Below are 24088 nucleotides of genomic sequence, written 5' to 3' on the forward strand. Positions count from 1 at the left end.
GGGCGGTCGATCAGTGGCTCGTGAGTTGCCCGAGCAGCCGCACGGCTTCTTTGGAGCCCTGCGCGGCGGCTTGTTCCAGCCAGTAACGTGCCTGCTCCGGCTCGTTGACCTGGGGCTGGGCGCACAGACGGCCATATTCGAGCTGTGCCCTGCGGTCACCGGCCCGGGCAGCCTGGCGCAGCAGCTCGTGGCCGATGCGCCGGTCACGGGCGTTGCCGCAATCGCGGCACAGCATCTGCCCCAGCCGGCTCTGCGCCACCACCACACCCTGGCGTGCCGGTTGCTTGAGCAGGCGCCCGGCGAAGTGCTTGACGTTGGGGTTGTCGCCCAGGCGCGGGCTGTCGAGCAGCCACAGGGCCACCTTCAACGAAAAACGTCGGGGCTCGGCAACGGGGGGTTGGGCAGTGGGGCTTGGGGTTTTGCTGCGAAACTTCATAAAAAACGGCGAAGGCAACTCGAGAGGCGCGCCACTCTACCGGATTTTCTCGTGCATGGCCCGAGGGAATTCGAGGCTTTTTTTCCGTCAGGCGATGTTTTTTTTTGACACGTCAGTAGACATTTCGCGCGAGCCGAAATGCGCCGCGAAAATTGTCAGACACTTCCTGCATTGCTGGCACCCGCGTCCTAGAGCAGACCCGCATGACAATCCACAGAAGCTGTGGATAACTCGGTGGACAACCCCCTCCTACACCCCGCAAACCCCGGTAGAATGGGGCCCGCGCTCAAACTGACGATTTTTTCACCAGCTAAAAAAAGTGTTTTTTTTCATTGACTTGTACTTTCGAACTGGTCATCGCCAGGGCCCTGCCGCGGTGTAGCGCCACATTGACAAGAGGTGTTACAGGTGTGGACAGGTGCCCCAAAGCGAGGCACGGGATTGCACGAAAATGCTCCGCACGCGCGGTGGTGCCTCCTGGGGCCCTCTTCACAGAACAGCCTGAAATCGAGATAATGGCCGGCTTGGCGCACGAAAAGCACAAAGGGTTGCCACAACCTGGAAACTGCTGTAGTGTTGCCAGCGTTAGTACCAAGCTGAAACTCAATTCTGGCCAAAGCAGTCCTTGCAGCGTCCTGATCCGACAACGGAACAGCACCTGTTGAAACCAGGACCGGCCCACTTGATGACTCCCAGGTAACCATTACCTACTCTTGGCGAGTCACCCTGCAGATTGAACAGGATCTTCACACAGCGGCGCAGAACCTTAGCCCTGACGTGTTGCCTGTCTTCCTAGTACCTACCAGTCAGCCCTGGCGCCACCTAATCAATGCGCTTACCTCTGGCTGCCCTGTTCCAGTCAGGTTCTTCGCTCTAGCCCTAAAGCTTTGCGTTACTGGAACGTTTTATATGAACACGGCTCTTATGCTGTGTCTTTTGCAGGAACATCTAATAACTATGAATACATCCATCCATACTCAGGCTGCCATTCGCACCCTTAGCCAGGCATTTGCCCCGTTGAACTGCATGATCCATGCGGCGCGCAAGGGCAGCTTCAGCTTTACCCTGGTCAATGAACACGGCATTGCTCGTCACAGCGAGCGTCTGTATCCGGAGCAGTACGAGAGTGCTGAGCCGCTGCAAGCGGTGATTGACCGGACTCGCCAGGCACTGGTTGCCTGATGGTCGTCTGAGACGCAAGAAGCCCTGCCGGTTGGCGGGGCTTTTTTATGCCTGAAATTCAGTGACCGCCGCGCTCGACCTGCCCTCTGCAAGGCCCGGATTCATTGGCCAAACCCCAACCACCGAAAGCGCTTTAACCCCCACGGCCTAATACCCAAGCGTCATATGGGTTATGCCAAGCCACCACAATCGATTTAAAAACAGTCCTTTACAGCATAGATATGACACTACACTTCAACTCAAGCGGCCTTGCCCGCTTCCGGCGGGCCTGACCCCGACCCACCTGCTGCCAAGCACCAGCGTCCCGCCGGCCATTTACGAAGTTCGAGGGCATTATGGCTATCGCCGCGAGCGAGTTGAGTGAATTCGTCATCCGCCCCACCCTGTTGTACCTGGGCCGCTACTGCCCCAGCGCCGAAGCCCTGCTGCTGGGCATCGCAGCCAGCCAGTCGGGCATGGGTTCGGCCCTGCACGACCGTCGTGGCCACGGCCTGTACCGCATCGGCGAACTGCGCCACCAATCGATCTGGGACCAGTTCCTGGCCCACGACCCCGAATTGGCCAGCCTGGTCCGCGGCCTCGCCAGCCAGCACGCGTTCCTCAGCGGCCCGCACCTGGAACTGACCGTCAACCTGCGCTACGCCACCGCCATCGCCTGGATGCTGGTCGAAGAAAAGGCGCTGCCGCTACCAGAATCCGACGACCTGCTAGGTCTCGCAAGAATCTGGCGTCAAACATTCCAGCCCCACGCCCGTTTACGCGACTTCACCCAGGCCTGGCAGGCATGCGTCGGCAAACCGGCGCTCCAGGCCTGCTGAGAACCATTTTCAAACAACCGGGTAAAATCAGCGAATCTGGTCGGATTGTCCTACAAAAACGCGGTATCTCCTGATTTAGAGCCTATAGCGCACGTCCAAAATTATTGATACTTTGCGCTCCGGTGATCCCATGGAGTTCTAATAATGAAAAAAGTAATACTCAAATCCTCACTCGGCCTCGCTGTCGCTTTCGCATCAACTCAACTCTTCGCCAGCGGTTTTGCCCTCAACGAGCAAAGCATCAGCGGCATGGGCACAGGTTTCGCGGGTCGTTCTTCTTCTGCCGATGACGCCAGCACCGTGTTTGGCAACCCTGCCGGCATGTCCCGCCTCAAACGCGAACAAGTGACCGTCGGCGGCGCGGCCATCATTGCCAAGTCCGACATCAAGGGCAGCGGCACCTTCGGTGGCAGCAACGACGGCGACATGGTCCCCGTGGTTGGCGTACCGATGGGCTACTACGTCAAGCCGATCGATGACCACTGGGCATTCGGCTTCGGGGTCTACGTGCCTTTCGGCCTGATCACCGACTACGAGCACGGCTTTGCCGGCCGCTACTTCGGCAGCAAGAGCGAAGTTCAGGTCGTGACCCTGCAACCGACCATCAGCTACGCCTTCAACGACAAGGTCTCGATCGGTTTCGGCCCGACCATCAACCGTATCGACGGCACCCTGGAGTCCGCCGCGCTGAACCGCGCCACCCCAGGCAGCAACGACGGCAAGGTCAAGATCACCGGTGACGACACCGCCGTCGGCTACAACATCGGCGTGATGGTGCAGGCCACCGACAGAACCCGCGTCGGCCTGACCTACCACTCGATGGTCGACTACAAGCTCAAGGGCGACACCAAGATCAGCGGCCCGGGCTTCGGCCCGTTCAGCGGCAGCAAGTTCGACGCCTCGCTGAAGATCAAGACCCCCGAGTCGGTCGACTTCTCGGTCACCCACGAACTGGATGACAACTGGACCCTGTACGCGGGCAGCACCTGGACACGCTGGAGCCGCCTGGAGTCCATCGTGGTCAACAACGAGGGCACCGGGCCACTGGCACCGGCACTGGGCCAGATCGCCGAAGAACAGAACTGGCACGACACCTGGGCCCACGCCATCGGCGCTGCCTACAAGCTGAACAAGGAATGGACCCTGCGCGCCGGCTTCTCCGTCGACCAGTCGCCAGCCAACAACCAGAACCGTTCGCCACGCATCCCAACCGGCGACCGCAAGGTGTTCAGCCTGGGCGCCGGCTGGAACCCGAGCGACGACATGACCATCGACGTGGCCTACTCGTACCTGATGGAAGAAGACGTCAAGATTCACCAGAGCACCGCCATCACCGACCCTTCGTTCAAGGGCTCGTACAACGCCAAGTACGAAAACAGTGCACACGGCCTGGGTGCTTCACTGACCTACCGCTTCTGATCGCTGTTGCATTAAAAAACCGCCTTTCAAAGGCGGTTTTTTTATGCCCGTGCGCGCACGCGCCAGGCCTGCGCCAGGCAGTCCTCCACATACGCCATGAAGGCTCGCACCTTGGGCGTCAGCGCCGAGCGGTCGGCCACGCACAGGTAGATGTCCATGGGCGAGGTCTGTGCATAGGCCTGGTGGGGTTGGGCATATTCGAACAGCGGCACCAGTTGCCCGTTCTCCAGGTAAGGCCGCGCCACGAACTCGGCCAGGCGCACGATCCCACCCCCCATCACCGCCATCTGCGCCAGCACGTCGATGTCATCGCTGATCGACACATCCCCGAACTCGGCATCGAAACGCAGGCCGTCACGCACAAAGCCCCACCGCAGAAAACGGCCGTCCACCGGGTAACGGAACACCAGGCAGCGATGCCCCTTCAAGGCTTCCGGGGTGCCGGGCCGGCCGGCACGCTCCAGGTAGGCAGGCGCTGCGCAACAGATGAACGGGATCTGGGCAACGTGCCGCGCCAGCAGGCCGTCTTCCAGCTGGGGGGTGATGCGCACGCTCACGTCAATCGACTCGCGCGCGTGGTCCACACGCCGGTCGCTCGTAAGCAATTCAATTGAAAGCTGCGGATAGCGCAGGTTGAATGCCGGCATCAGGGGCGCCAGCACATAGCGCGCGAAGGCCGAAGAAGAGGAGATGCACAACCGGCCCTGGGGTTCGCCGTCATCGGACGTGACGGCCAGCTGCGCCAGTTCCAGATCACGCTCCACATGCCTGACCTTGTCGTAATAGGCGCGACCATTGGGCGTCAACGCCATGCTGCGGGTGGTGCGGGCCAGCAGGCGCACTTGCAGATGGGCTTCCAGGCGCGCGATGTTCTGGCTCACTGCGGCGGCGCTCAAGCCCAGGGTGCGGGCCCCACCGGCGATGCTGCCAGCCTCGACCACCTTGATGAAACTGCGTATCGAGCCCAACAGGTTCACGGCCAAACTCCAGGATTCGTAAGGTTCTCTTTATAAAGACCTAAGCTGGCGTCGTCTACCTCGTACCCTGGCAGCCTGCTAGTCTGGCGCCTCCCCTACCTTCAGGAGCCTGCATGACCAGCCAGACCCGCCCTCGCCCACGCCTGAAACTCGGCGTACGCGCCACCCCCTACGTATTCGCGTTCTACATGTCGTCGATCATGGCGCTGTTGATGTGCTTCGTGATCACCGCCGCCAACAGCGGCGTCGGCGAGCATTACCTGGCCAATGTGCTCAAGGCCTACCAACTGGCCATGCCGGTGGCCTTCGCCTGCGTGCTGGTGGTACGGCCGATCGTGCTCAAGCTGGTGGCCTGGACCGTCCACCCGGGCAAGGCCTGAGCCCACCTCAGGGCTGCGAGGCGATGGCCTTCTCGATGGCAGCCCTGAACGCCGGGTCGTCCGGCTTGGTCAGGCTGGAGAAGCTGGCTACCACCTTGCCCTGGCGATCGACCACATACTTGTAGAAATTCCACCTGGGCGCATTGCTCTGCCTGGCCAGCTCGCGAAACAGCGGCGTGGCGTCGTCGCCGCGCACCTTCTGTGGCTCGGTCATGGTGAAGGTCACGCCGTAGTTGGCATAGCACACCTTGGCGGTCTTCTCGCTGTCGGCGTCTTCCTGCTTGAAGTCGTTGGACGGCACCCCGAGCATTTCCAGGCCCTGCCCGTGATAAGCCTTGTAGGTGCTCTCGAGCCCTTCGAATTGCGGCGCGAAGCCGCAATAGCTGGCGGTGTTGATCACCACCAGCGGCTTGCCGGCGAAGCGCTCACACAGGTTCACCTGTTCCTTGGCGCGCAGCTTGGGCAACTCGCCCTGCAGCAAGGCCGGGCAGTCGGCGGCCAGCACGGCCCCCGAACCAGCCAGTATCAATAGCGGTACCAACAGCCAGCGTGCGTACATGGTGCGTCTCCCTTGCCTGAGTGCAGGGGTTCAGCTTACGCCTAGCACACGCCCATGCCCAACTGCATCAGCGCCAGACCACCCTGGTGCCAGCCCCACCACACCAGCGCCAGCATCAGGCCAGCCAGCACCAACGCTACCAGGCGCGCGGTCATGCCGCCTCCGGCCGCGCCTGCAGCCGCGCCACCGGGCGCTCGCGCACCGGCCAGTTGAGCGCGGCAGCCAGCAGGCTGAGCAGGATCGAGATCTGCCACACCAGGTCATAGTTGCCGGTACGGTCGTACACCACACCGCCCAGCCAGCCGCCCAGGAATGCGCCCAACTGATGGAACAGAAAGACGATGCCGCCCAGCATGGACAGGTTGCGCACCCCGAACAGGGTGGCGACGGTGCCGTTGGTCAGCGGCACGGTCGACAGCCACAGCAGGCCCATGGCGATACCGAACAGGTAGGCGCTGAACTGGGTCACCGGCGCCCACAGGAACAGCACGATCACCACCGCCCGCAGCAGGTACAGGGTGGTCAACAGGCGCGGCTTGGACATGCGCCCGCCCAGCCAGCCGGCGGTGTAGGTGCCGACGATATTGAACAGCCCGACCAGTGCCAGCACCGTGGTGCCGATGGTGGCCGGCAGGTGCTGGTCGACCAGGTAGGCCGGCAGGTGCACGCCGATGAACACCACCTGGAAACCGCACACGAAAAAGCCCAGCGCCAGCAACCAGAAGCCCGAGTGCGAACAGGCTTCGCGCAGCGCCTGCATCAGGGTCTGTTCGTGCCCCTGGCTGGGCAGCGGGTTATCGCGCAGCATGCCCACCAGCGGCACGATGAAGGCCACCAGCAGGCCCAGCACCAGCAATGCCGCCGACCAGCCCAGCCAGCCGATCAGGCCCAGGGTGCCAGGCAGCATCGCGAACTGGCCGAAGGAGCCTGCGGCGCTGGCGATGCCCATGGCCATGCTGCGCTTGTCTGCCGGCACGGCACGCCCTACCACACCCAGGATCACCGAGAACGAGGTGCCCGACAGGCCGATGCCGATCAGCAGCCCGGCACTGAGCGACAGTGACCACGCCGAGTCCGCCATGCCCATCATCACCAGCCCCACGGCGTAGAGAATGCCGCCGATGATCACCACCTTGGCCGCGCCCAGGCGATCGGCCAGGGCACCGGCAAACGGCTGGGCCAGGCCCCAGATCAGGTTCTGCAAGGCGATGGCGAAGGCGAACACTTCGCGCCCCCAGCCGAATTCGGCGCTCATCGGCGCCAGGAACAGGCCGAAGCCATGCCGCACCCCCAGCGACAATGCCAGGATCAGCGCCGCCCCCAACAGCACCCAACCGCTCGTGCGCCATACCGATGTCATTCTTGTTCTCCCAGACCGCCGCAAGGTTACACGGGTATATACCCGCTTATTGGTGTAATACGCTCAAGCCAACTGTTCCAACAGGCGCACCAGTTCATCGCGCTGCCCTTCACCAAGGTTGCTCACCAGGGCATCCTGGGCCTGCTCCCAGGCAGGCGTGGCGGCCACCAGGCGCGCCAGGCCCTTCTCCGTCAGCAGTACGATGCGGTTGCGCAAGTCGACACCTTCGGCCAACGCCACCAGGCCGTCGGCTTCCAGCACCCGCACGTTGCGACCCAGCGTGCTGCGATCCAGGCCCATGGACTCGGCCAGCACCGAGATGCTGGGCTGATCGAGGCGCTGCAGATGCCGCAGCAGGGAATACTGGGCGACATTGATGCCGAAGCCCACAAGGGCTTCGTCATAGTGCCGGCTGACCCCACGGGCGGCCCGGCGCAGATGAGTACAGATGCAATGGCTCTTCAACATAGATGCGTGTATATACCCGTAGTTATCAGGATGCAAGCGTTCAGTGGGGTGCGCCATTGAGGGCAAGGCGTTTTCGAATCGGTTCCAACAGGCTGGAGGGCGTGCGCTTGAGCGGGTCCGGCAGGCCCTTTTCGATCGCCTGCCAATAAGCCCACGGCACTTTGGCGCTGCCCAGCTCATAGTCCATCCCGTCCCAACTGTCTTCGCGAAAGCTGTAGAAGGCCCAGTGCACCTGCTGGCGATCGAGGGTGCCCAGTACATCCTCCAGATAGGCGGTACAGCCCGCCCAGCGGCGCATGCAGCCGAACTCGCCGGCCACCAGGCGATTGGCCGGCACCGCGTGCCTGCCGGCCCAGTCCAGCGGGCGCTGCAGATACTGCTGCACCCGGGCCTTGTTCCATTGCGCAACGCTGCCGCCAAAGGGCGCGGGCCCAGGGTAGGCATAGGGCGTGGCGCGCTCCAGGTTGGGCGCGCTGGTGGCCGCGTAGGGTTCGTACATGTGAAAGCTGTAGAGCAGGCGCTGGTCGTCGAGCGCGCCAGGCCAGTACTCGAAGGCATCGGCCGCGGCGTACCAGCCGGCATCGAGCATGATCGGGGTGAGTGGATCGACTTCGCGTATCGCCGCCACCAACTGGCGATACAGCGCCGGCAGGTCGCGGGTGCTGCCCTGCTGCTGTCGGTACCAGGCGTGCATCTGCTCGGCGCTGGCGTGCTCGGCCAGGCCGCCGAGTTTCTCGGGCGCCGGTTCGTTGATCAGGTTGTAGGCCGCCACCGCCGGATGGTCCTTGAGCGCCCGCGCCAGGTCACGCCAGAAGTCGGCGGCCTGGGCCCAGTAGGCCTTGTCCTGCCAGAGCCGGTCATCGAACTGGCCGGCGTTGTTCTGTGCCCAGCGCATGCCGGGCAGTGAGAGGGGCGTGATAACGACCTTGAGGCCTGCGGCGTGCGCGCGGTCCAGGGTGGCCTTGAGCGTGGCAAGGTCGGCGGCCGGCAGCCCTTGGTAGGTATCGGCATTACCGAGCAGAAAATCACGCTGCGCCGCTTGCCACTTGTCATAGGACAACCGCACCCAGCTCGCCCCGTAGCCGTGCAGCGCCTCGAAATAGGCCTGGTCGGGCGGCAGGCGGTTGAAGCTGTTGCCGCCATGGCGCGGCGTGTTCCAGAAGTCGATCAGGTCGGCGGCGTGGGCCGGCAGGGACGAACAGGCGATAAGGCAGGCCAGCAGTTGGTTGCGCATCGGGGCACCCCGCAAAGACAGAGGGACGTAAGGCTAGCGCTTGCGAAGGCTGACCACGTGCTGCATTCAGTTGCAAAACACTACGGATTCATGACCGCAGCGAAGAGCTCCTGACAGCCCCTTCAGAGTGCCAGGCTTACCACCACCGCCAGCTCCAGCAGCTCCAGCAACGCCCCTGCTGTATCCCCGGTGGTGCCCCCCAGGCGCTTGAGCATCACCTGGCGCAGCAGCGCGAACACCAGCAGCGCCACGCCCACGGCCAGGATACCGTTCCATCCCGCCAGCACCAGGCACCCCAAACCGGTCGCCAGCAACACGGCCTTGGCTTCGCCACGCGGCAGATGCTCGGCCAGCGCCTGTCCCAGGCCGCCTGCGCGCACATACGGCGTGCACAGGAACAACCCCAGCATCGCCGCCCGCCCCAGTACCGGTGCCAGCAGCAGGCCCACCGCCTGCCCGCTGTCGACCAGCGCGAGCAACGCGCAGAACTTGAGCAGCAGCACCAGTACCAGCGTCACCACCGCAATCGGCCCGCTGCGCGGGTCCTTCATGATCGTCAGGGTGCGTTCGCTGTCGCCGAATCCGCCCAGCCAGGCATCGGCGCTGTCGGCCAGGCCATCCAGGTGCAACGCACCGCTCAACCACACCCAGACGCACAGCAGCAGGGCCGCCTGCAGCATCGGCGGGCTGCCCGCCAGCAGCGCGCTGGCCGCCCACAGCACCCCGCCGAACAACAGCCCCACCAGCGGGTAGCACAGCAGGGAGCGCCCCATCTGCTCGGGCGCGGGCATGCCCGCCAGGCGCACCGGCAGGCTGCTGAGAAACTGCAGGGCAATCCAGAACGCCTGCATCAGGCGATTTCCGCGAAACGACCGTCGGCCGCGCAATGCAGACGGTGCACCGCGCCGTGCCCGACCACCACCTGCAGCAGCTGCTCGCGCGGCAGGCCGCGGGCACGGGCCAGCAGCAGGCGCATCACGCCGCCGTGGGTCACCAGCAGCACGCGCTCGCCGGCGTGGGCCTGATACGCCCGCGCCATGGCCGCCAGCACCCGCTCGGCAAACGCCGTGACCGGCTCGCCACCCGGCGGCGTGAAGGCATAAGGGTCGGCCCAGAACAGCCCCAGGCCCTGTTCGTCGGTAAGCATGAGGTCAGCGGTGCTGCGCCCCTCCCAGTCGCCGAAGTGCAGCTCCTGCAGGCCGGCCTCCAGTTGCATGGGCACGCCCACCTGATCGGCAAGTTCTTCGGCAAATCGCGCGCAGCGCTGCAGCGGCGAGCTGATGATCCGCGTCCACGGCCCGCCCTCGACCACAGCCGCACGCATCTGCGCCCAGCCAAGTTCGGTCAGCGCGTCGTCCAGGCTGCCGCGCAGCCCACCGCCCAGTTCGGTTTCACCATGACGCAGCAGGTCGACGATCATGTATCGCGGTCCGCCACCGCCGCCTCGGCGAAGGTCGCCATCTGCCCGTGCAGGTCGCAGGCCATGCGCAGCAGCGGTACCGCCAGCGCCGCCCCGCTGCCCTCGCCCAGGCGCAGGCCCAGCTCCAGCAGCGGTTGCGCCTGCAACGCTTCGAGCACCCGCTGGTGCCCGGGCTCTGCGCCGCGATGACCGAACAGCAGCCAGGCCCGGCAACCGGGGTTGATGCGCGTTGCAACCAGCGCCGCCACGGTGCAGATAAAACCGTCCACCAGCACCACGATGCCTTGCTGCGCGCACGCCAGGTACGCCCCCACCAGCGCGGCAATCTCGAAGCCGCCAAAGCACAACAGCTGCTCCAATGGGTCGTCGGCCAGCGCCGCGTGGGTGAGCAGCGCGCGTTCGATCACGCGGGTCTTGTGTTCGACACCGGCAGCATTCAGGCCAGTGCCGGGGCCGGTCAGCTCGCCAGGGGTGCATTTGAGCAATGCACTGGCCACCGCACTGGCAGAGGCCGTGTTGCCGATGCCCATTTCGCCGCCGATGAACAGTTGCGCCCCGGCATCACGCGCACGCAAGGCGCTCTCGCGCCCGGCCTGCAGCGCCAGGCGCCCCTGCTCGGTGGTCATTGCCGGCACCTGGGCGAAGTTGGCGGTGCCCGCCCCGATGCGCAGATGGCGTACACCGGCAAGTTCCAGGGTCAGGTCGACCGTCCCCAGGTCGACCACCTCCAGCTGCGCACCCAACTGGCGGGCCAGCACGCTGATGGCTGCGCCGCCGCCGACGAAGTTCTGCAGCATCTGCCGCGTGACCACCTGCGGATAGGCCGAAACCCCCTCGGCCACCACGCCGTGATCGCCCGCGAAAATCGCGATCCATACCTGCCGCACGCCAGGCTTGAGCTTGCCCTGCAAGCCCGCCAGCTCCACCGCAACCTGCTCCAGCCGGCCCAGTGAGCCGGCTGGCTTGGTCAGCTCGCGCTGGCGCTCCAGCGCCTGTTCGCGCACAGCCAGGTTGATCGGCTGACACGCGTTCTGCCACCAGTTTTGACTCATGTTCAGGCTCCCTTGAGCGTAAGTGGCAGGCCGGCAACGGTCAGCACCACGTGCTGGCAACGTTCGGCAATGGCCTGATGCAGCCAGCCGGCTTCATCGACGTAACGACGGGTCAGCTCGCCCATGGGCACCACGCCCAGGCCGGTCTCGTTGCTGACCAGGATGATTTCACCCGGCAACTGCGCCAGGCAGTCCAGCAGTGCATCGCGCTCGGCGGCCAGGCGCTCGGGGTCCTCGAGCATCAGCAGGTTGGTCAGCCACAGGGTCAGGCAGTCCACCAGCAGGCAACGCTCGGGCGCGGCGGTTTCGCGCAGCACCTGCGCCAGCGCCAGCGGCTCCTCGATCAGCGCCCACTCGGCAGGGCGACGCGCACGGTGCAGTTGCACGCGAGCATTCATTTCACCGTCCAGCGGCTCGCTGGTGGCGATATAGGTCACCGCCAGCGCGCTGTCGACGGCGTATTGTTCGGCCAGGCGGCTCTTGCCCGATCGGGCGCCGCCAAGAATCAGCTTGAGCATGTCAGTCCAGCCCGCAGAGTTGACGAAGCCGGGCGCCGTCCAGGTGCGTGTCCACCAGGTCGGCCAGGCGTTCGATGTCCAGTTCACGCAGAGCATGGTAGTCCACCTGCTGCACATCGTTCAGGCCAGCCCAGCGCAGCAGCGCCGTGCACGAATGCGGCGACTCGAACAGGCCGTGCAGGTAGGTGGCCAGGATCTGCCCGTCGGCGCTGACCGCGCCATCGCTGCGACCGTCGGCCAACTGTACGGCGGGCTGCGCCAGCGCCGGCCCGCGGGTGACCCCGGCATGGATCTCGTAGCCACTGACGGGCGCCTGCTCCAGGTTCAGCGTGCCGCTGACATTGCGCAGCTGCTTCTCGGCCTCCAGCTGCGTGCTGTAGTCCAGCCAGCCCAGGCCCGCGCTGCTGCCGGCGGCGCCTTCCAGGCCCAGTGGGTCATGCACGTGGGTCCCGAGCATCTGCAGGCCACCACAGATGCCCAGCAGTTTGCCGCCGTAGCGCAGGTGGCGGGTTATCGCCTCTTCCCAGCCGCGCTCGCGCAGGTGCGCCAGGTCGCCGCGCACGCTCTTGGAGCCCGGCAGGATGATCAGGTCGGCCGGCGTTATCGCGTCGCCCGGCCCGATGAACTGCAGATCCACCTGCGGATGCAGGCGCAGCGGATCGAAGTCGGTATGGTTGCTGATGCGCGGCAGCACCGGCACGATCACCTTGAGCACCTGCGCGGCTTTCTGGCCCTGGCGCCGGTCCAGGCCATCCTCGGCTTCCAGATGCAGGTCCAGCACATACGGCAGCACGCCCAGCACCGGCTTGCCGGTACGCGCCTCGAGCCAGTCCAGGCCGGGCTGCAGCAGGGCGATGTCGCCACGAAAGCGGTTGATCACGAAGCCCTTGACCCGCGCCTGCTCGCTGGGCGACAGCAGCTCCAGGGTGCCGACCAGGTGTGCGAACACCCCGCCGCGGTTGATATCGGCGATCAGGATCACCGGGCAGTCGACCGCCTCGGCAAACCCCATGTTGGCGATGTCCCCGGCCCGCAGATTGATTTCGGCCGGCGAGCCCGCGCCCTCCACCATCACCACCGGGTAGGCGTCGCTCAGGCGCTGGTGCGAGGCCAGTACCGCCTGCATGGCGATGGCCTTGTAGTCGTGATAGGCCACCGCGTTCATGCTGGTGACCGCGCGGCCATGCACGATCACCTGGGCTCCGGTCTCGCTGTTGGGCTTGAGCAGTACCGGGTTCATGTCGGTGTGCGGCGCCAGCCCGGCGGCCTGGGCCTGCACCGCCTGGGCGCGGCCGATTTCGCCGCCGTCGGCCGTCACCGCACTGTTGAGTGCCATGTTCTGCGGCTTGAACGGCACGACACCCACGCCCTGGCGCGCCAGCCAGCGGCACAGCGCGGTCACCAGGGTGCTCTTGCCGGCATCGGAGGTGGTGCCTTGCACCATCAGGGTGGTCATGGGTGTTCCTTGCGGTAGTCGTCCAGCGCCTGGACCAGGCGCTGCCAATCGGTGTCGGTGGCCGGCAGGCCGAAACGCAGGCTGCCCAGGTGCTCGAACAGGCGCAGCAGGATGCCGCGCCGCGCCATGAACTGGTGCAACTGCGCGACGTGGGCAAGCTCCAGGTACTGGAACAGGTCGCAGCCGCCGGCCGGCGAGAAGCCGGCAGCATCGAGTACCTGCGCCAGGCGTGTGCTGGCCTCGGCGCAGCGGGTGATCTGGCGCTGCTGGGCGCCATGGTCGAGCAGGCAGGCCTGGCCCAGCACCCGCGTGGGCCCGGCGATCGACCAGGGCCCCAGTTGTTCGGCCAGCAGCTGCAGCAGTTGGCGTTCGGCCAGCACGAAGCCCAGGCGTACACCGGCCAGGCCGAAGAACTTGCCGAACGAGCGCAGCACGATCAGCCCGTTGCGCCAGGTTTCGGCGGCGATGCTGTGTTGCGGGGTGTTGTCCATGAACGCTTCATCCACCACCAGCCAGCCACCGCGCTGGGCCAGGCGGGCGTGCCAGCCCAGCAGGCGCTCGGCGCTCAACAGGCGCCCGGTGGGGTTGTTGGGGTTGACCACCACCAGCACATCGAGGCTGTCGAGAAAGAACTCCACCTCGGCCTCGCCGACTTCACGCACGCGGTGCCCGGCGCGCCGCCAGCCCTCGGCATGTTCGGCGTAGCACGGCGACAGCACACCGACCTTGCCACTGCGACGCAAGCGCGGCAGGGCCTGGATGGCGGCCTGGGACCCGGCCACCGGCAGCAGTTGCGGCACGCCGTAGTACTCGCGGGCCGCCTGCTCCAGGCCATCGTCGGTTTCGGGCAGGCGTGCCCAGGCGCGCAACGGGATCTCGGGGATCGCGAAGGGCCACGGCGCGATGCCGCTGGACAGGTCGACCCAGTCCTGCACTGCGATGCCGTACTCCAGCACCGCCCGTTGCAAACGACCACCGTGTTCAAGCATAGAATTGCGCCCCCACGCACAACAGCAGCAACCACAACCACACGCCCTTGCACACCAGTTGCCAGCCACGCTCGATGGCGTCGGCATCGGCCGGCGGGCCTTCGCCCAGTTGCGGGCGCTGGTGCAGCTCGCCGTGGTACACCGCCGCGCCGCCCAGCTCGACACCCAGCGCACCGGCGCCAGCTGCCATCACCGGGCCGGCGTTGGGGCTGTCCCACAACGGCGCCTGGCGACGCCAGCAGCTCAGTGCCAGGCGCGTCCTGCCCAGCACCGCGTAGGTCAGGGCCACCAGCCGCGCCGGAATATAGTTGAGCAAATCGTCGATGCGCGCTGCGGCCCAGCCAAAGCGCTCGAAGCGCTCGTTGCGATAGCCCCACATGGCATCCAGGGTATTGCTCAAGCGATACAGCACCACACCTGGCGCCCCCGCCACCACGAACCAGAACAGGGCGGCGAACACTGCATCGCTACCGTTCTCCAGCACCGATTCGGTGGCGGCACGCGCCACGGCGGTGTCATCCAGTTCGCCGGTTTCACGGCTGACCAGGTAGCCCACGCGGCGGCGCGCTTCGTCCAGGTCGCCGCCACGCAGCGCCTCGGCCACGGGCCGTACATGTTCGCCAAGGCTGCGCAGGCCGAGCGCGCAGTACAGCGCCAGTATCTCCACCAGCCAGCCGATGTAGGGCAGCCACGACAGCACAGTGACCAGCAGGGTCAGGGGCACCACCGCCAGAAACCACGCGGTGACGCCATGGCTGCGCCAGCCACGACCGCCGGCATTGAAGCGTTGTTCCAGGCGTCCGGCATAACGGCCGAACGCGACCAGCGGGTGTGCACGCCGGGGCTCGCCCAGCAAGGCATCCAGCGCCACCCCGGCCACACTCAGCAAGGCCACACTCATCAACGCTCTCCCCAATGGTTTTCGTAGAGCATCTCGCTCAATGGCCGCTCGCGGGCCCAGCCTTCGAGCACCAGCATGGGCACCTCGTAGAACGCCTCGACCGGGCCCAGGCACAGTACCGCCAGCGGTTTGGCACCGGCCGGCATGCCCAGCAGGTCGGCCAGTGCCTGCGGTTCGAACAGCGACACCCAGCCCATGCCCAGGCCCTCGGCACGGGCCGCCAGCCACAGGTTCTGGATGGCGCACGACAGCGAGGCCAGGTCCATTTCCGGCAAGGTGCGACGGCCGAAGATGTGCGCCTCGCGCCCGTCCATCAGCGCCGCCACCAGCACCTCGGCGCAATCGTTGATGCCCTCGACCTTGAGCCGCATGAAATCGTCAGAACGCTGCCCCAGTGCCTCGGCGGTGCGCACCCGCTCCTGCTCCACCAGCGCCTGGATCTGCTGGCGCAGCTCGCGACGGGTGATGCGGATGAAACGCCAGGGCTGCATCAGACCCACGCTCGGGGCCTGGTGCGCCGCCTGCAGCAGGCGTGCCAGCAGCTCGGGGGCCACCTCGCCGCCGCTGAAATGGCGCATGTCGCGACGTTCGCCGATGGCGCGGTAGACCGCCGCGCGCTCGGCGTCGTTGAAGGCCTGGTCGCTCATGGTGCCAGCAGCGCCGCCAGCGCAGACGGGTTGGACGGGAAGTAGAAATGCACATACGAGGCCGTCAGCCGGCCGCAACGGTACACCGCCTCGGCGCCGCGCCCGCCGTTGGGGCTTTGCCCGCGGGCGATGGGTTCGAGCGCGGTGCTGGTCAGCGAATGGTGATAGGTATGCCCGCGCAGGGTGCCCTCGGGCAGCTCTACCGCTTGCAGGGCCAGGGCCGCCAGGCGCTTCTGCATCACCGCCTCGCCCGGCAGCAGGCCGGCCAGTTCGGCCCGTTCGCCGGCCACATCGGTCAGTGCATCGAGCAGGTAGAGCATGCCGCCGCATTCGGCCAGCAAGGGCTTGCCTGCCTGGTGATGGGCCCGGATCGCCGCCAGCATCGGCGTGTTGGCAGCCAGCGCATGGTGGTGCAGCTCAGGGTAGCCGCCGGGCAGGTACAGGCTGTCGCAGTCTGGCAGCAGGCGGTCGTGGATCGGCGAGAAGAAGCTCAGCTGTGCGCCCATCTCGCGCAACAGGTCCAGGCTGGCGCCATAGGTGAATGCGAAGGCTTCGTCGCGCGCCACGCCGATCCGCACGCCGGCCAGCAGTGGCTCGATGCTGCGCGGCTGCGGCGCATCGAAGGCCACCGCCGGCGGCAGGGCCGACTCGCAGCTGTCGCCCAGGGCGTTGGCGGCGGCGTCCAGGCGCAGGTCCAGGTCGGTCAGTTCACTGGCCTGCACCAGGCCCAGGTGGCGGCTGGGCAGTTCGATGCCGGTTTCCCGCGACAGCCCGCCGTACCAGCGCAGGCCTTCGGTCAGGCTGCCTTCGAGCAGTTGCGCGTGACGCAGCGAGCCCACCCGGTTGGCCAGCACGCCGGCAAACGGCAGGTCGGGCTGGTAGCGCGCCAGACCCAGGGCCAGCGCGCCGAAGGTCTGGGCCATGGCCGTGCCGTCGATCACCGCCAGCACCGGCACGCCGAAATGCCGCGCCAGGTCGGCGCTGGACGGCGTACCGTCGAACAGCCCCATCACCCCTTCGATCAGGATCAGGTCGGCGTCGGCGGCGGCTTCCCACAGCAGGCGCCGGCTTTCCTCGGCGCCGACCATCCACAGGTCCAGCTGGTACACCGGTGCGCCACTGGCGCGCTCCAGAATCATCGGGTCGAGAAAGTCCGGGCCACACTTGAACACCCGGACCTTGCGCCCCTGGTTGCGGTGCAGGCGCGCCAGTGCGGCCGTCACCGTGGTCTTGCCCTGGCCAGATGCAGGTGCCGCGATCAGCACCGCCGGGCAATGACGGGTTTGCCTCATAGTTCCACGCCCTTCTGGGCACGGATGCCGGCCTGGAAGGCATGCTTGACCATGCCCATCTCGGTCACGGTGTCGGCCAGCTCGATCATCTCGGGCTTGGCGCCGCGGCCGGTGACGATCACATGCTGCATCGGTGGGCGTGCCTGCAGGTCGCCGAGCACCTGGTCGAGGTCGAGGTAGCCGTGCTTGAGGGCGATGTTGAGCTCATCGAGCACTACAAAACCGATGGCCGGGTTCTGCAGCAACTGGCGCGAAACCGCCCAGGCAGCCTCGGCGGCGGCGATGTCGCGCTGGCGGTCCTGGGTTTCCCAGGTAAAGCCCTCGCCCATCACGTGGTAGCGCACCTGTTCGGGGAAGCGGCGGAAGAACAGCTCCTCGCCGGTGCTGTTGCGGCCCTTGATGAACTGCACCACGCCGCATTGCATGCCGTGGCCCAGGGCCCGCGCCAGCATGCCGAAGGCCGAGCTGCTCTTGCCCTTGCCGTTGCCGCTGAGTACCAGCAGCAGGCCGCATTCATTGGGCGAGTTGGCAATGCGTTCGTCGATTACCGCTTTTTTGCGCAGCATGCGCGCCAGATGGCGTTCGTCGCGATCGGTGGTGTCGGTCATCGGAGGCTCCGTGGGCAACTGGCGCGCACAGGGACCGGGGGGATCGAGTCGGCGCGACAGCAGGTTGGCGATGGCACACGGAAAACGCGCAGGCCCTGCCACTGGCCGGGAGAACCGCGCATCACCCTCCGTGATGCCGTTGATCTGTGACAGGCCGGTCTCCGGGCTCATGGGCGGGTCTGATCGACCCGGATCGCGCGCCTTCCCGGGCTGTTGCACCCAGTGGCCCTGCGCGATCCCGACTCATTTACCGTTGCGGGGGCAGCGCCGGAATCGCACGTTGCACGTGCCCACCGGCTTCCCTGTTTCACCCTGCCGGCACCTTGGCCGCAGAGCACCTGAAACAAGTCGCGAAGGTTAGAGGGTTGGGCCATGAGCGTCAATCAAAGGCGCTGCGAAGCGGTCTGGATCAATGGCATTTATGTCATCTTGTGTCACACTCACTGCAGTGATATCACATAGCCATTATCCGCACCTCTCCGATCCACAATAACAATGGAGCACGGCATGCAAGGTCTGATCATCAACAACCCGCGTCTGGAGTTCCTGCGCCCCGCCCTGGAACGTTGGGCCGAGTGCCTGGAGCGCTACAACCAGACCCTGGGCGACAGCGACGCCCCCTACTGGCAAGGCGTGCAAAGCAACCTTGGCGTGCTGAGCGCGGCGGCCTGGCAGGCGGAGCTGGTGACCTTGCAGGGTGCGCAGACCAAGAAGCAGCGCGACGAAGGCGAGCGTGCGGCGCACTGCGACCTGGTGATCGCCAGCAAGGAAGAGACCGCCTACCTGCAAGCCACCCAGCGCTGGCCACGGGTCGGCAAGCTCGACCTCACCGATGCCCTGCAGGAGAGCGTCGCCCAGGCTCGCCTGGTGGGCTATGCCAGCCAGCTCAAGGTCGCCGCGCTGTTCGTCAGCCCGTACAAGGCCGGGCAACACGCCAGCCCCGAAGAGCTTCAGGACCTGGTCGACGACCTGCAAAAGCACAATGCATGCGCCATCGCCTGGGTGTTCCCCTATGGCTACCGCAAGCTGCACGACGACGTGGGCCGCTACCACCCCGGCATCGCGCTGCTGCTCAAGCAGGCCTGAGCCCCTGTCGAGGGAACCTCGCCGACGTGCCCGCCTCTACCTTACTGGACACGGCCAACTTCGCGAGGGACACCGATCATGGGCAACATGCGCATTGCTGTACTGCTGGCACTCACCACCGGGCTGGTGGCCTGCGGCGAGAACGCCCGCCTGGACGTCACCGATGGCACCGGCCCGTCGCCGCGCCTGCCCGAACCGAACAAGACCCTCATCCCCACGGTAAACATCGCGCCGGCCATCGGCTGGCCGAAGGGCGGCAAACCCAAGGCTGCGGCAGGCACCCAGGTGGTGGCCTTCGCCGACAAGCTCGACCACCCGCGCTGGCTGTACGTGCTGCCCAACGGCGACGTGCTGGTGGCCGAGACCAACGCGCCGCCCAAACCCGATGACGGCAAGGGCATCAAGGGCTGGGTGATGGGCAAGGTGATGGGCCGCGCCGGCGCCGGAGTGCCCAGCCCCAACCGCATCACCCTGCTGCGTGACAGCGACAAGGACGGCGTGGCCGACACCCGCACCACCTTCATCGAGGGGCTGAACTCGCCGTTCGGCATGGCCCTGGTGGGCAACGACTTCTATGTGGCCGACACCGATCGGCTGTTGCGCTTCACCTACGAGCCAGGCGCCACCCGCCTGCAGGGCAGCGGCACCAAGGTGGTCGACCTGCCGGGCGGCACGCTCAACCACCACTGGACCAAGAACGTGATCGCCAGCCCCGACGGCAAGAAGCTGTACGTGACCGTGGGCTCCAACAGCAACGTGGCCGAGAACGGCATGGAGCAGGAGAAAGGCCGCGCCGCGATCTGGGAGGTCGACCCGGCCACCGGCAGCCAGCGCCTGTTCGCCACCGGCCTGCGCAACCCCAACGGCCTGGCCTGGGAACCCCATAGCCAGCAGCTGTGGACGGCGGTGAACGAACGTGACGAGATCGGCAGCGACCTGGTGCCGGACTACATCACGTCGGTGAAGGACGGCGCCTTCTATGGCTGGCCCTACAGCTATTACGGGCAGCATGTGGATGAACGCGTACAACCGCAGGATGCAAAGCTGGTGGCCAGCGCGATTGCGCCGGACTATGCGGTGGGGCCGCACACCGCCTCGCTGGGGCTGGCGTTTACCGTGCCGAACGCCTTGCCGGCGCCATTCGACCAGGGCGCGTTCATCGGCCAGCACGGCTCATGGAACCGCAAGCCGCACAGTGGCTACAAGGTGATCTTCGTGCCGTTCAGCACGGCAGGCAAACCGTCGGGCAAGCCCATTGATCTGCTGACCGGGTTTCTCGACGAGGACGGCAAGGCCATGGGGCGCCCAGTCGGTGTGGTGAACGATCAGCGTGGCGGGGTGCTGGTGGCCGACGATGTGGGCAATGTGATCTGGCGGGTAAGCAAGGCGCAGTAGCACTGCGCTGACGTGTTCGCCGGCAAGGTCGGCTCCTGCTGGAGCCGGCTTTGCAGGCCACGCTGTCAGGGATTGCGCGCCAGGTGCGCCGGCTGCAGCACGCGCTTGGCGTTGAGGTAGGTCTTCTGCCAGTAGCTGTTGGACAGGTAGTCCAGGCGCACCGTACCGCCCGTTGACGGTGCATGCACGAAACGCCCCTCACCCACGTAGATACCGGCATGGCTCACCTGGGTACCGCCATTGGTGGCGAAGAACACCAGGTCGCCCGACTGCAACGCACCCTTGTCGATGTCCGGGGCACGAATGCCGATCATCTCGCGGGTTGAGCGCGGCAGGGCGATACCCGCCGCGTCCCGGTACACGTAGCCAATCAGCCCGCTGCAATCGAACCCCGAGTCCGGGGTATTGCCGCCCCAGCGGTAAGGCGTGCCCACCAGGCCCAGGGCCCGGAACAGCACATCCTCGGCCACTGGCGAGAAATACACCTGGGGCGCCATCACCTTCGGCTCGACCACCTGAGGTTTCTGCGGGGCATGGCTGGAGCAGGCACCCAGCAGGGCCGCCAGGGAAAGTACAGCAACGCGCGCGAGTATCGACATAGTCAGAACATCCTGTCTGAAGCCGCCCGACCCCAAGTCGGAAATAGGTGAGAATTTAGATTAGACGTTTTCTGTAAACACGCACGGCGGCGAGCTTTTCAGCTACGCCGCCGTGCGGGACATCACGCGCAGACTCAGTTACGCGACAGGGTAGTCGGTGCCATGGCCAGCGCGCGCTTGGCTTCGATGAAGGTCTTGCTCCAGTAGCGGTCACCGAGATTGTCGATGCGCACGCCACCGCTGCGGCGGCTGCTGGAGTGGATGAACTGATCGTCGCCCAGATAGATGCCGGCGTGGCTGACGCGGCCGCGACCATTGGTGCTGAAGAACAGCAGGTCGCCTGGCTTGAGCTTGTTGCGCGCAACCAGCGGGGCTTTCACGTTGATCATTTCGCGGGTGGAGCGCGGCAGGTTCATGCCGGCCTCTTCGCGGAACAGGTAGCCGATGAAGCCGCTGCAGTCGAAGCCGGACTTCTCCGAGGTGCCGCCGAAACGGTAGCGGGTACCGATCAGGGACATGCCACGTTCGAGAATGTTGTCGGCCAGGGCTGGCAGTTCGTAGGGCTTGGTGCTGGAGGAGAACGCTTCCAGGTCCTGCTCGGTGGCCAGCTCTTCTTCGAACACCGACGCAGCGGTGGAAGGCTTGGCGGCAGCCTGGGCAGCAACTGGAGCGGGAGCCTGCTGGTGGGTGACGGGACCGGTGGTCGCGCAGCCGAACAGCAAGGTCACAAGTGCGAGGGGCACGAGGGGTGCGAAGCGATTTAGCATGGGCACGACCGTGGCTTGAATTTGATGAAGCCGAGACTATGCCTTCTATCGGATCGATTTGCAAATTCAATCGAAAAAAATGTGACTTTTATGTGCCGAGGCTCTGGGCCGGCCCTACCAGCCCAATGTCTCTTTCAAAAACGGGATGGTCAGCTTGCGCTGCGCCTGCAGTGAAGCCTGGTCGAGGCGTTCGAGCAGGTCGAACAGTGCGCTCATGCTGCGCGTGCCTCGGGTCAGGATGAAATGCCCGACTTCGTCGGTGAGGTGCAGGCCCCGGCGCGAGGCGCGCAATTGCAGGGCACGCAGCTTGTCTTCATCCGACAGGGCGCGCATCTGGAAGATCAGCGCCAGGGTCAGGCGCGACTTCAGGTCGGCCAGCTTGATCGGCAATTCCCGTGGGGAGCTGGACGCTGCCAGCAGCAAGCGGCGGCCGCTGTCGCGCAGGCGGTTGAACAGGTGGAACATGGCCTCTTCCCAGTCCGGCTTGCCGGCAATCACATGCAGGTCGTCCAGGCACACCAGTTCGTACTGTTCCAGGTTGTCGAGCAGTTCCACGCCGCGATCGAGCAGTTGCGCCAGAGGCAGGTACACCGCAGGCTCGCCCAGTTGCTCGAAGCGCAGGCACGCGGCCTGCAGCAGGTGGGTACGCCCTACGCCCTGCTTGCCCCACAGGTAGATCAGGCTTTCGGTCCAGCCGGCGTCGGCTTCGCAGAGTCGCTCGACGTAGCCCAATGCGGCGGCGTTGGCACCCGGATAGTAGTTGATGAAGGTGGCGTCATCACGCAGACGCACACCCAGGGGCAACTGGATCGGTTTCATGCTGGCTGGGCAGTCCCGAGGAACCGCAAGGGGCCTTTGGTGAAAAGTCCGCAAAGTCTATACCCGTGACGCCAACCGCACAATGCGTTAGCAAAATCAAAGGCTTGCGCGGCATATGGGGCAGGCATGGGTCAATCCTCCAGCAGTTCCTCTGCACTCAGGCGAAACAGCTCCACGGTGTTGATGCTCGCCCCTTCGAGCGAGCCTTCCTTATCCAGTACCTGGTTGGCCGCGTTCATCTCCGAACTGCGCCCGGCAACGCGCTGGAAGGTGCTGCGCGGTAGTGCGGCGCTCCAGCCATTCTCGAAGGTGTTGTAGGCCAGGGTCAGCGCCGCGGTGAAGTAGTGCTGATTGGCGACCGGGATCCGCACCGCATTGTCGTCCTGGTCATAGGCCGTGAAATGACTGGGCAGCGCCTTGAGCCCCAGACGCTTGAGCACCACCCAGGAAAATGCCGAGGGTACGAACATCGTGAGCTTCTCGGCCGCGTGCCGCGAGTAGCCCTGCTGCTGCAGGGCCGCTGCCACCTCATCCTCGTCGAGGTCATCGGCCAGCAGCGGCAATGCATCCATCACGCCTGCCAATGCACAGGCGTGGTCGGTTTCATGTTCCATCACTCAGGGTGTCCTTCAAAGGTCCGGGTCGATTTCACCAGCATACATGTCCGACTCTTTATAGAGGTCGTGCATGTGCCGCAGCAACACCATGATCACCGCCGCCACCGGCAGCGCCAGCAACACCCCGGTGAACCCGAACAGCTCGCCGCCGGCCAGGATCGCGAAGATCACCGCCACCGGATGCAGACCGATGCGGTCGCCCACCAGCAACGGCGTGAGCACCATGCCTTCAAGGGCCTGGCCCACCATGAACACCGCGACGATGCCCAGCATCGGGTACAGGTCGCCGCCGAACTGGAACATGCCGGCGATCAATGCCGCGCCGATGCCGATGATGAAACCCATGTACGGCACGATGGCCGCAAGCCCGGCCATGATACCGATCAGCAGGCCCAGTTCGAGGCCCACCAGCATCAACCCGGCGGCGTAGATCACCCCCAGCGCCAGCATCACCAGCAACTGCCCGCGCACGAACGCACCGAGCACCTCGTGGCATTCCAGGGCCAGCGACACCACCTGCTCTTCGCGCTGGCGCGGCAACAGGCGGCGCAGCTTGGCCATCATCAGGTCCCAGTCGCGCAGCAGGTAGAAGCCCACCACCGGGATCAGCACCATGTTGGCCAACCAGCCGATCAGCGCCAGCCCGGACGCGGTAGCCTGGCTGAGCACGATGCCGACGATGTCGGTGGTCTGGCCCATGTGCTCGCTGATCGCCGACTTGATCTTGTCGAACTTCCAGAAGCCATCGGCCAGCCCCAGGCGCGTCTGCACCCACGGCAGCGCCACGTGCTGCAACCAGTCGAGCATCTGTGGTGCCAGCTCGTACAGGCGCACCAACTGCTTGGCCAGCATCGGGATCAGCACCAGCAGCATCGCCATGAACACCAGGGTGAACAGGGCGAACACCACCACCACGCCCCAGGTGCGTGACAGCCCGGCGCGCTCCAGCCGGTCCACCAGCGGGTCGGCCAGGTACGCCAGGCCGATACCTATAAGGAAGGGCGAGAGGATCCCGTGCAAGAAGTACAGCAGCGTGCCGATTACCAGCACCCCCAACACCCATACCCAACGGCGTGTATCCATCATTCA

The 24088-nt window shown here is 65.6% G+C and carries 27 protein-coding genes and 1 riboswitch; of the genes, 6 read left to right on the plus strand and 21 right to left on the minus strand.

All coding sequences use genetic code 11. From position 1 onward, the window contains the following. Positions 1-10 precede the first annotated feature (10 nt). Positions 11-436, minus strand: coding sequence for a tetratricopeptide repeat protein (locus B4I46_RS12020; protein WP_100635013.1), 426 nt, complete (start codon positions 434-436; stop codon positions 11-13). Positions 437-1393: 957 nt separating this feature from the next. Here B4I46_RS12020 and B4I46_RS12025 point away from each other — a divergent pair. The 3 genes from B4I46_RS12025 (at position 1394) to B4I46_RS12035 (ending at position 3855) form a co-directional block, all read left to right on the plus strand. Continuing rightward, positions 1394-1618: a hypothetical protein gene (locus tag B4I46_RS12025; protein ID WP_043862639.1), complete on the plus strand. Its 225-nt coding sequence runs from the start codon at positions 1394-1396 to the stop codon at positions 1616-1618. Between the two features lie 335 nt (positions 1619-1953). After that, complete coding sequence (locus tag B4I46_RS12030; protein ID WP_054914682.1) at positions 1954-2436, plus strand: hypothetical protein; 483 nt, start codon at positions 1954-1956, stop codon at positions 2434-2436. 144 nt (positions 2437-2580) lie between these two features. Then, entirely contained in the window at positions 2581-3855 is a 1275-nt protein-coding gene (locus B4I46_RS12035) for an OmpP1/FadL family transporter (RefSeq protein WP_043862525.1), read from the plus strand. Between the two features lie 41 nt (positions 3856-3896). Here the strand turns inward: B4I46_RS12035 and B4I46_RS12040 are convergent, their stop codons facing one another. Next, positions 3897-4832 carry a LysR family transcriptional regulator gene (locus B4I46_RS12040; RefSeq protein WP_043862526.1) on the minus strand — a complete coding sequence of 312 codons (936 nt, stop codon included), beginning with the start codon at positions 4830-4832 and terminating at the stop codon, positions 3897-3899. Positions 4833-4945: 113 nt separating this feature from the next. On the opposite strand from B4I46_RS12040, the gene B4I46_RS12045 reads away from it, so the two are divergent. Further along, positions 4946-5212 carry a DUF2798 domain-containing protein gene (locus tag B4I46_RS12045; protein ID WP_043862527.1) on the plus strand — a complete coding sequence of 89 codons (267 nt, stop codon included), beginning with the start codon at positions 4946-4948 and terminating at the stop codon, positions 5210-5212. Positions 5213-5219: 7 nt separating this feature from the next. Here B4I46_RS12045 and B4I46_RS12050 read toward each other — a convergent pair whose 3' ends face one another. The 14 genes from B4I46_RS12050 to cobO form a co-directional block, all read right to left on the minus strand. Continuing rightward, positions 5220-5771 carry a glutathione peroxidase gene (locus B4I46_RS12050; RefSeq protein ID WP_043862528.1) on the minus strand — a complete coding sequence of 184 codons (552 nt, stop codon included), beginning with the start codon at positions 5769-5771 and terminating at the stop codon, positions 5220-5222. Between the two features lie 151 nt (positions 5772-5922). After that, complete coding sequence (locus B4I46_RS12055; RefSeq protein WP_043862529.1) at positions 5923-7131, minus strand: MFS transporter; 1209 nt, start codon at positions 7129-7131, stop codon at positions 5923-5925. A 63-nt stretch (positions 7132-7194) separates the two neighbouring features. Then, positions 7195-7599: a MarR family winged helix-turn-helix transcriptional regulator gene (locus B4I46_RS12060; protein ID WP_286900368.1), complete on the minus strand. Its 405-nt coding sequence runs from the start codon at positions 7597-7599 to the stop codon at positions 7195-7197. 40 nt (positions 7600-7639) lie between these two features. Continuing rightward, a complete protein-coding gene (locus B4I46_RS12065) occupies positions 7640-8833 on the minus strand; it encodes a glycoside hydrolase family 5 protein (protein ID WP_286900370.1) in 1194 nt (397 codons plus the stop codon). A 122-nt stretch (positions 8834-8955) separates the two neighbouring features. Beyond that, positions 8956-9684, minus strand: coding sequence for an adenosylcobinamide-GDP ribazoletransferase (locus B4I46_RS12070; protein ID WP_286900373.1), 729 nt, complete (start codon positions 9682-9684; stop codon positions 8956-8958). Beyond that, on the minus strand, positions 9684-10253 hold the full coding sequence (gene cobC / locus B4I46_RS12075) for an alpha-ribazole phosphatase family protein (RefSeq protein WP_229590002.1): 570 nt from the start codon (positions 10251-10253) through the stop codon (positions 9684-9686). Before cobC ends, B4I46_RS12070 begins: the two co-directional genes overlap by 1 nt. Next, entirely contained in the window at positions 10250-11305 is a 1056-nt protein-coding gene (gene cobT / locus B4I46_RS12080; RefSeq protein WP_104572056.1) for a nicotinate-nucleotide--dimethylbenzimidazole phosphoribosyltransferase, read from the minus strand. Before cobT ends, cobC begins: the two co-directional genes overlap by 4 nt. Positions 11306-11307: 2 nt before the next feature. Continuing rightward, the gene (cobU, locus tag B4I46_RS12085) at positions 11308-11823 is read right to left on the minus strand and encodes a bifunctional adenosylcobinamide kinase/adenosylcobinamide-phosphate guanylyltransferase (protein ID WP_043862535.1); all 516 of its coding nucleotides are present in this window, start codon (positions 11821-11823) and stop codon (positions 11308-11310) included. A 1-nt stretch (position 11824) separates the two neighbouring features. Continuing rightward, positions 11825-13279, minus strand: coding sequence for a cobyric acid synthase (locus B4I46_RS12090; RefSeq protein WP_286900377.1), 1455 nt, complete (start codon positions 13277-13279; stop codon positions 11825-11827). Beyond that, positions 13276-14268 (minus strand): threonine-phosphate decarboxylase CobD, encoded by a 993-nt coding sequence (gene cobD, locus B4I46_RS12095; protein WP_286900378.1) that lies wholly within the window; start codon positions 14266-14268, stop codon positions 13276-13278. Before cobD ends, B4I46_RS12090 begins: the two co-directional genes overlap by 4 nt. Next, positions 14261-15169 carry an adenosylcobinamide-phosphate synthase CbiB gene (cbiB, locus tag B4I46_RS12100; protein ID WP_043862538.1) on the minus strand — a complete coding sequence of 303 codons (909 nt, stop codon included), beginning with the start codon at positions 15167-15169 and terminating at the stop codon, positions 14261-14263. The genes cobD and cbiB overlap by 8 nt, the downstream gene beginning before the upstream one ends. Continuing rightward, positions 15169-15816: a 5,6-dimethylbenzimidazole synthase gene (gene bluB / locus B4I46_RS12105; protein WP_286900380.1), complete on the minus strand. Its 648-nt coding sequence runs from the start codon at positions 15814-15816 to the stop codon at positions 15169-15171. The genes cbiB and bluB overlap by 1 nt, the downstream gene beginning before the upstream one ends. Continuing rightward, positions 15813-17108: a cobyrinate a,c-diamide synthase gene (locus B4I46_RS12110; protein ID WP_043862540.1), complete on the minus strand. Its 1296-nt coding sequence runs from the start codon at positions 17106-17108 to the stop codon at positions 15813-15815. Before B4I46_RS12110 ends, bluB begins: the two co-directional genes overlap by 4 nt. Beyond that, complete coding sequence (gene cobO / locus B4I46_RS12115) at positions 17105-17716, minus strand: cob(I)yrinic acid a,c-diamide adenosyltransferase (RefSeq protein ID WP_043862541.1); 612 nt, start codon at positions 17714-17716, stop codon at positions 17105-17107. The genes B4I46_RS12110 and cobO overlap by 4 nt, the downstream gene beginning before the upstream one ends. A gap of 135 nt (positions 17717-17851) precedes the next feature. Next, a riboswitch (cobalamin riboswitch) is annotated at positions 17852-18073 on the minus strand. A gap of 150 nt (positions 18074-18223) precedes the next feature. On the opposite strand from cobO, the gene B4I46_RS12120 reads away from it, so the two are divergent. Continuing rightward, the gene (locus B4I46_RS12120; RefSeq protein WP_058541005.1) at positions 18224-18802 is read left to right on the plus strand and encodes a hypothetical protein; all 579 of its coding nucleotides are present in this window, start codon (positions 18224-18226) and stop codon (positions 18800-18802) included. Between the two features lie 78 nt (positions 18803-18880). Continuing rightward, positions 18881-20197, plus strand: a complete 1317-nt coding sequence (locus B4I46_RS12125; RefSeq protein WP_274097105.1) for a PQQ-dependent sugar dehydrogenase — start codon at positions 18881-18883, stop codon at positions 20195-20197. A 65-nt stretch (positions 20198-20262) separates the two neighbouring features. Here B4I46_RS12125 and B4I46_RS12130 read toward each other — a convergent pair whose 3' ends face one another. From B4I46_RS12130 to B4I46_RS12150, 5 genes are all read right to left on the minus strand, one after another. Then, positions 20263-20796 (minus strand): C40 family peptidase, encoded by a 534-nt coding sequence (locus B4I46_RS12130; protein WP_054914695.1) that lies wholly within the window; start codon positions 20794-20796, stop codon positions 20263-20265. A 134-nt stretch (positions 20797-20930) separates the two neighbouring features. Further along, entirely contained in the window at positions 20931-21563 is a 633-nt protein-coding gene (locus B4I46_RS12135) for a C40 family peptidase (RefSeq protein ID WP_043862545.1), read from the minus strand. A 114-nt stretch (positions 21564-21677) separates the two neighbouring features. Next, complete coding sequence (gene hda, locus B4I46_RS12140; RefSeq protein WP_043862546.1) at positions 21678-22382, minus strand: DnaA regulatory inactivator Hda; 705 nt, start codon at positions 22380-22382, stop codon at positions 21678-21680. A 131-nt stretch (positions 22383-22513) separates the two neighbouring features. Then, complete coding sequence (locus B4I46_RS12145; RefSeq protein WP_043862547.1) at positions 22514-22996, minus strand: hypothetical protein; 483 nt, start codon at positions 22994-22996, stop codon at positions 22514-22516. A 15-nt stretch (positions 22997-23011) separates the two neighbouring features. Beyond that, entirely contained in the window at positions 23012-24085 is a 1074-nt protein-coding gene (locus tag B4I46_RS12150) for an AI-2E family transporter (protein WP_043862548.1), read from the minus strand. Between the last annotated feature and the right edge of the window lie 3 nt (positions 24086-24088).

Source organism: Pseudomonas sp. UBA7500, from assembly GCF_002478435.1.
In the GTDB taxonomy this organism is placed as follows: Bacteria; Pseudomonadota; Gammaproteobacteria; order Pseudomonadales; family Pseudomonadaceae; genus Aquipseudomonas; species Aquipseudomonas palmensis.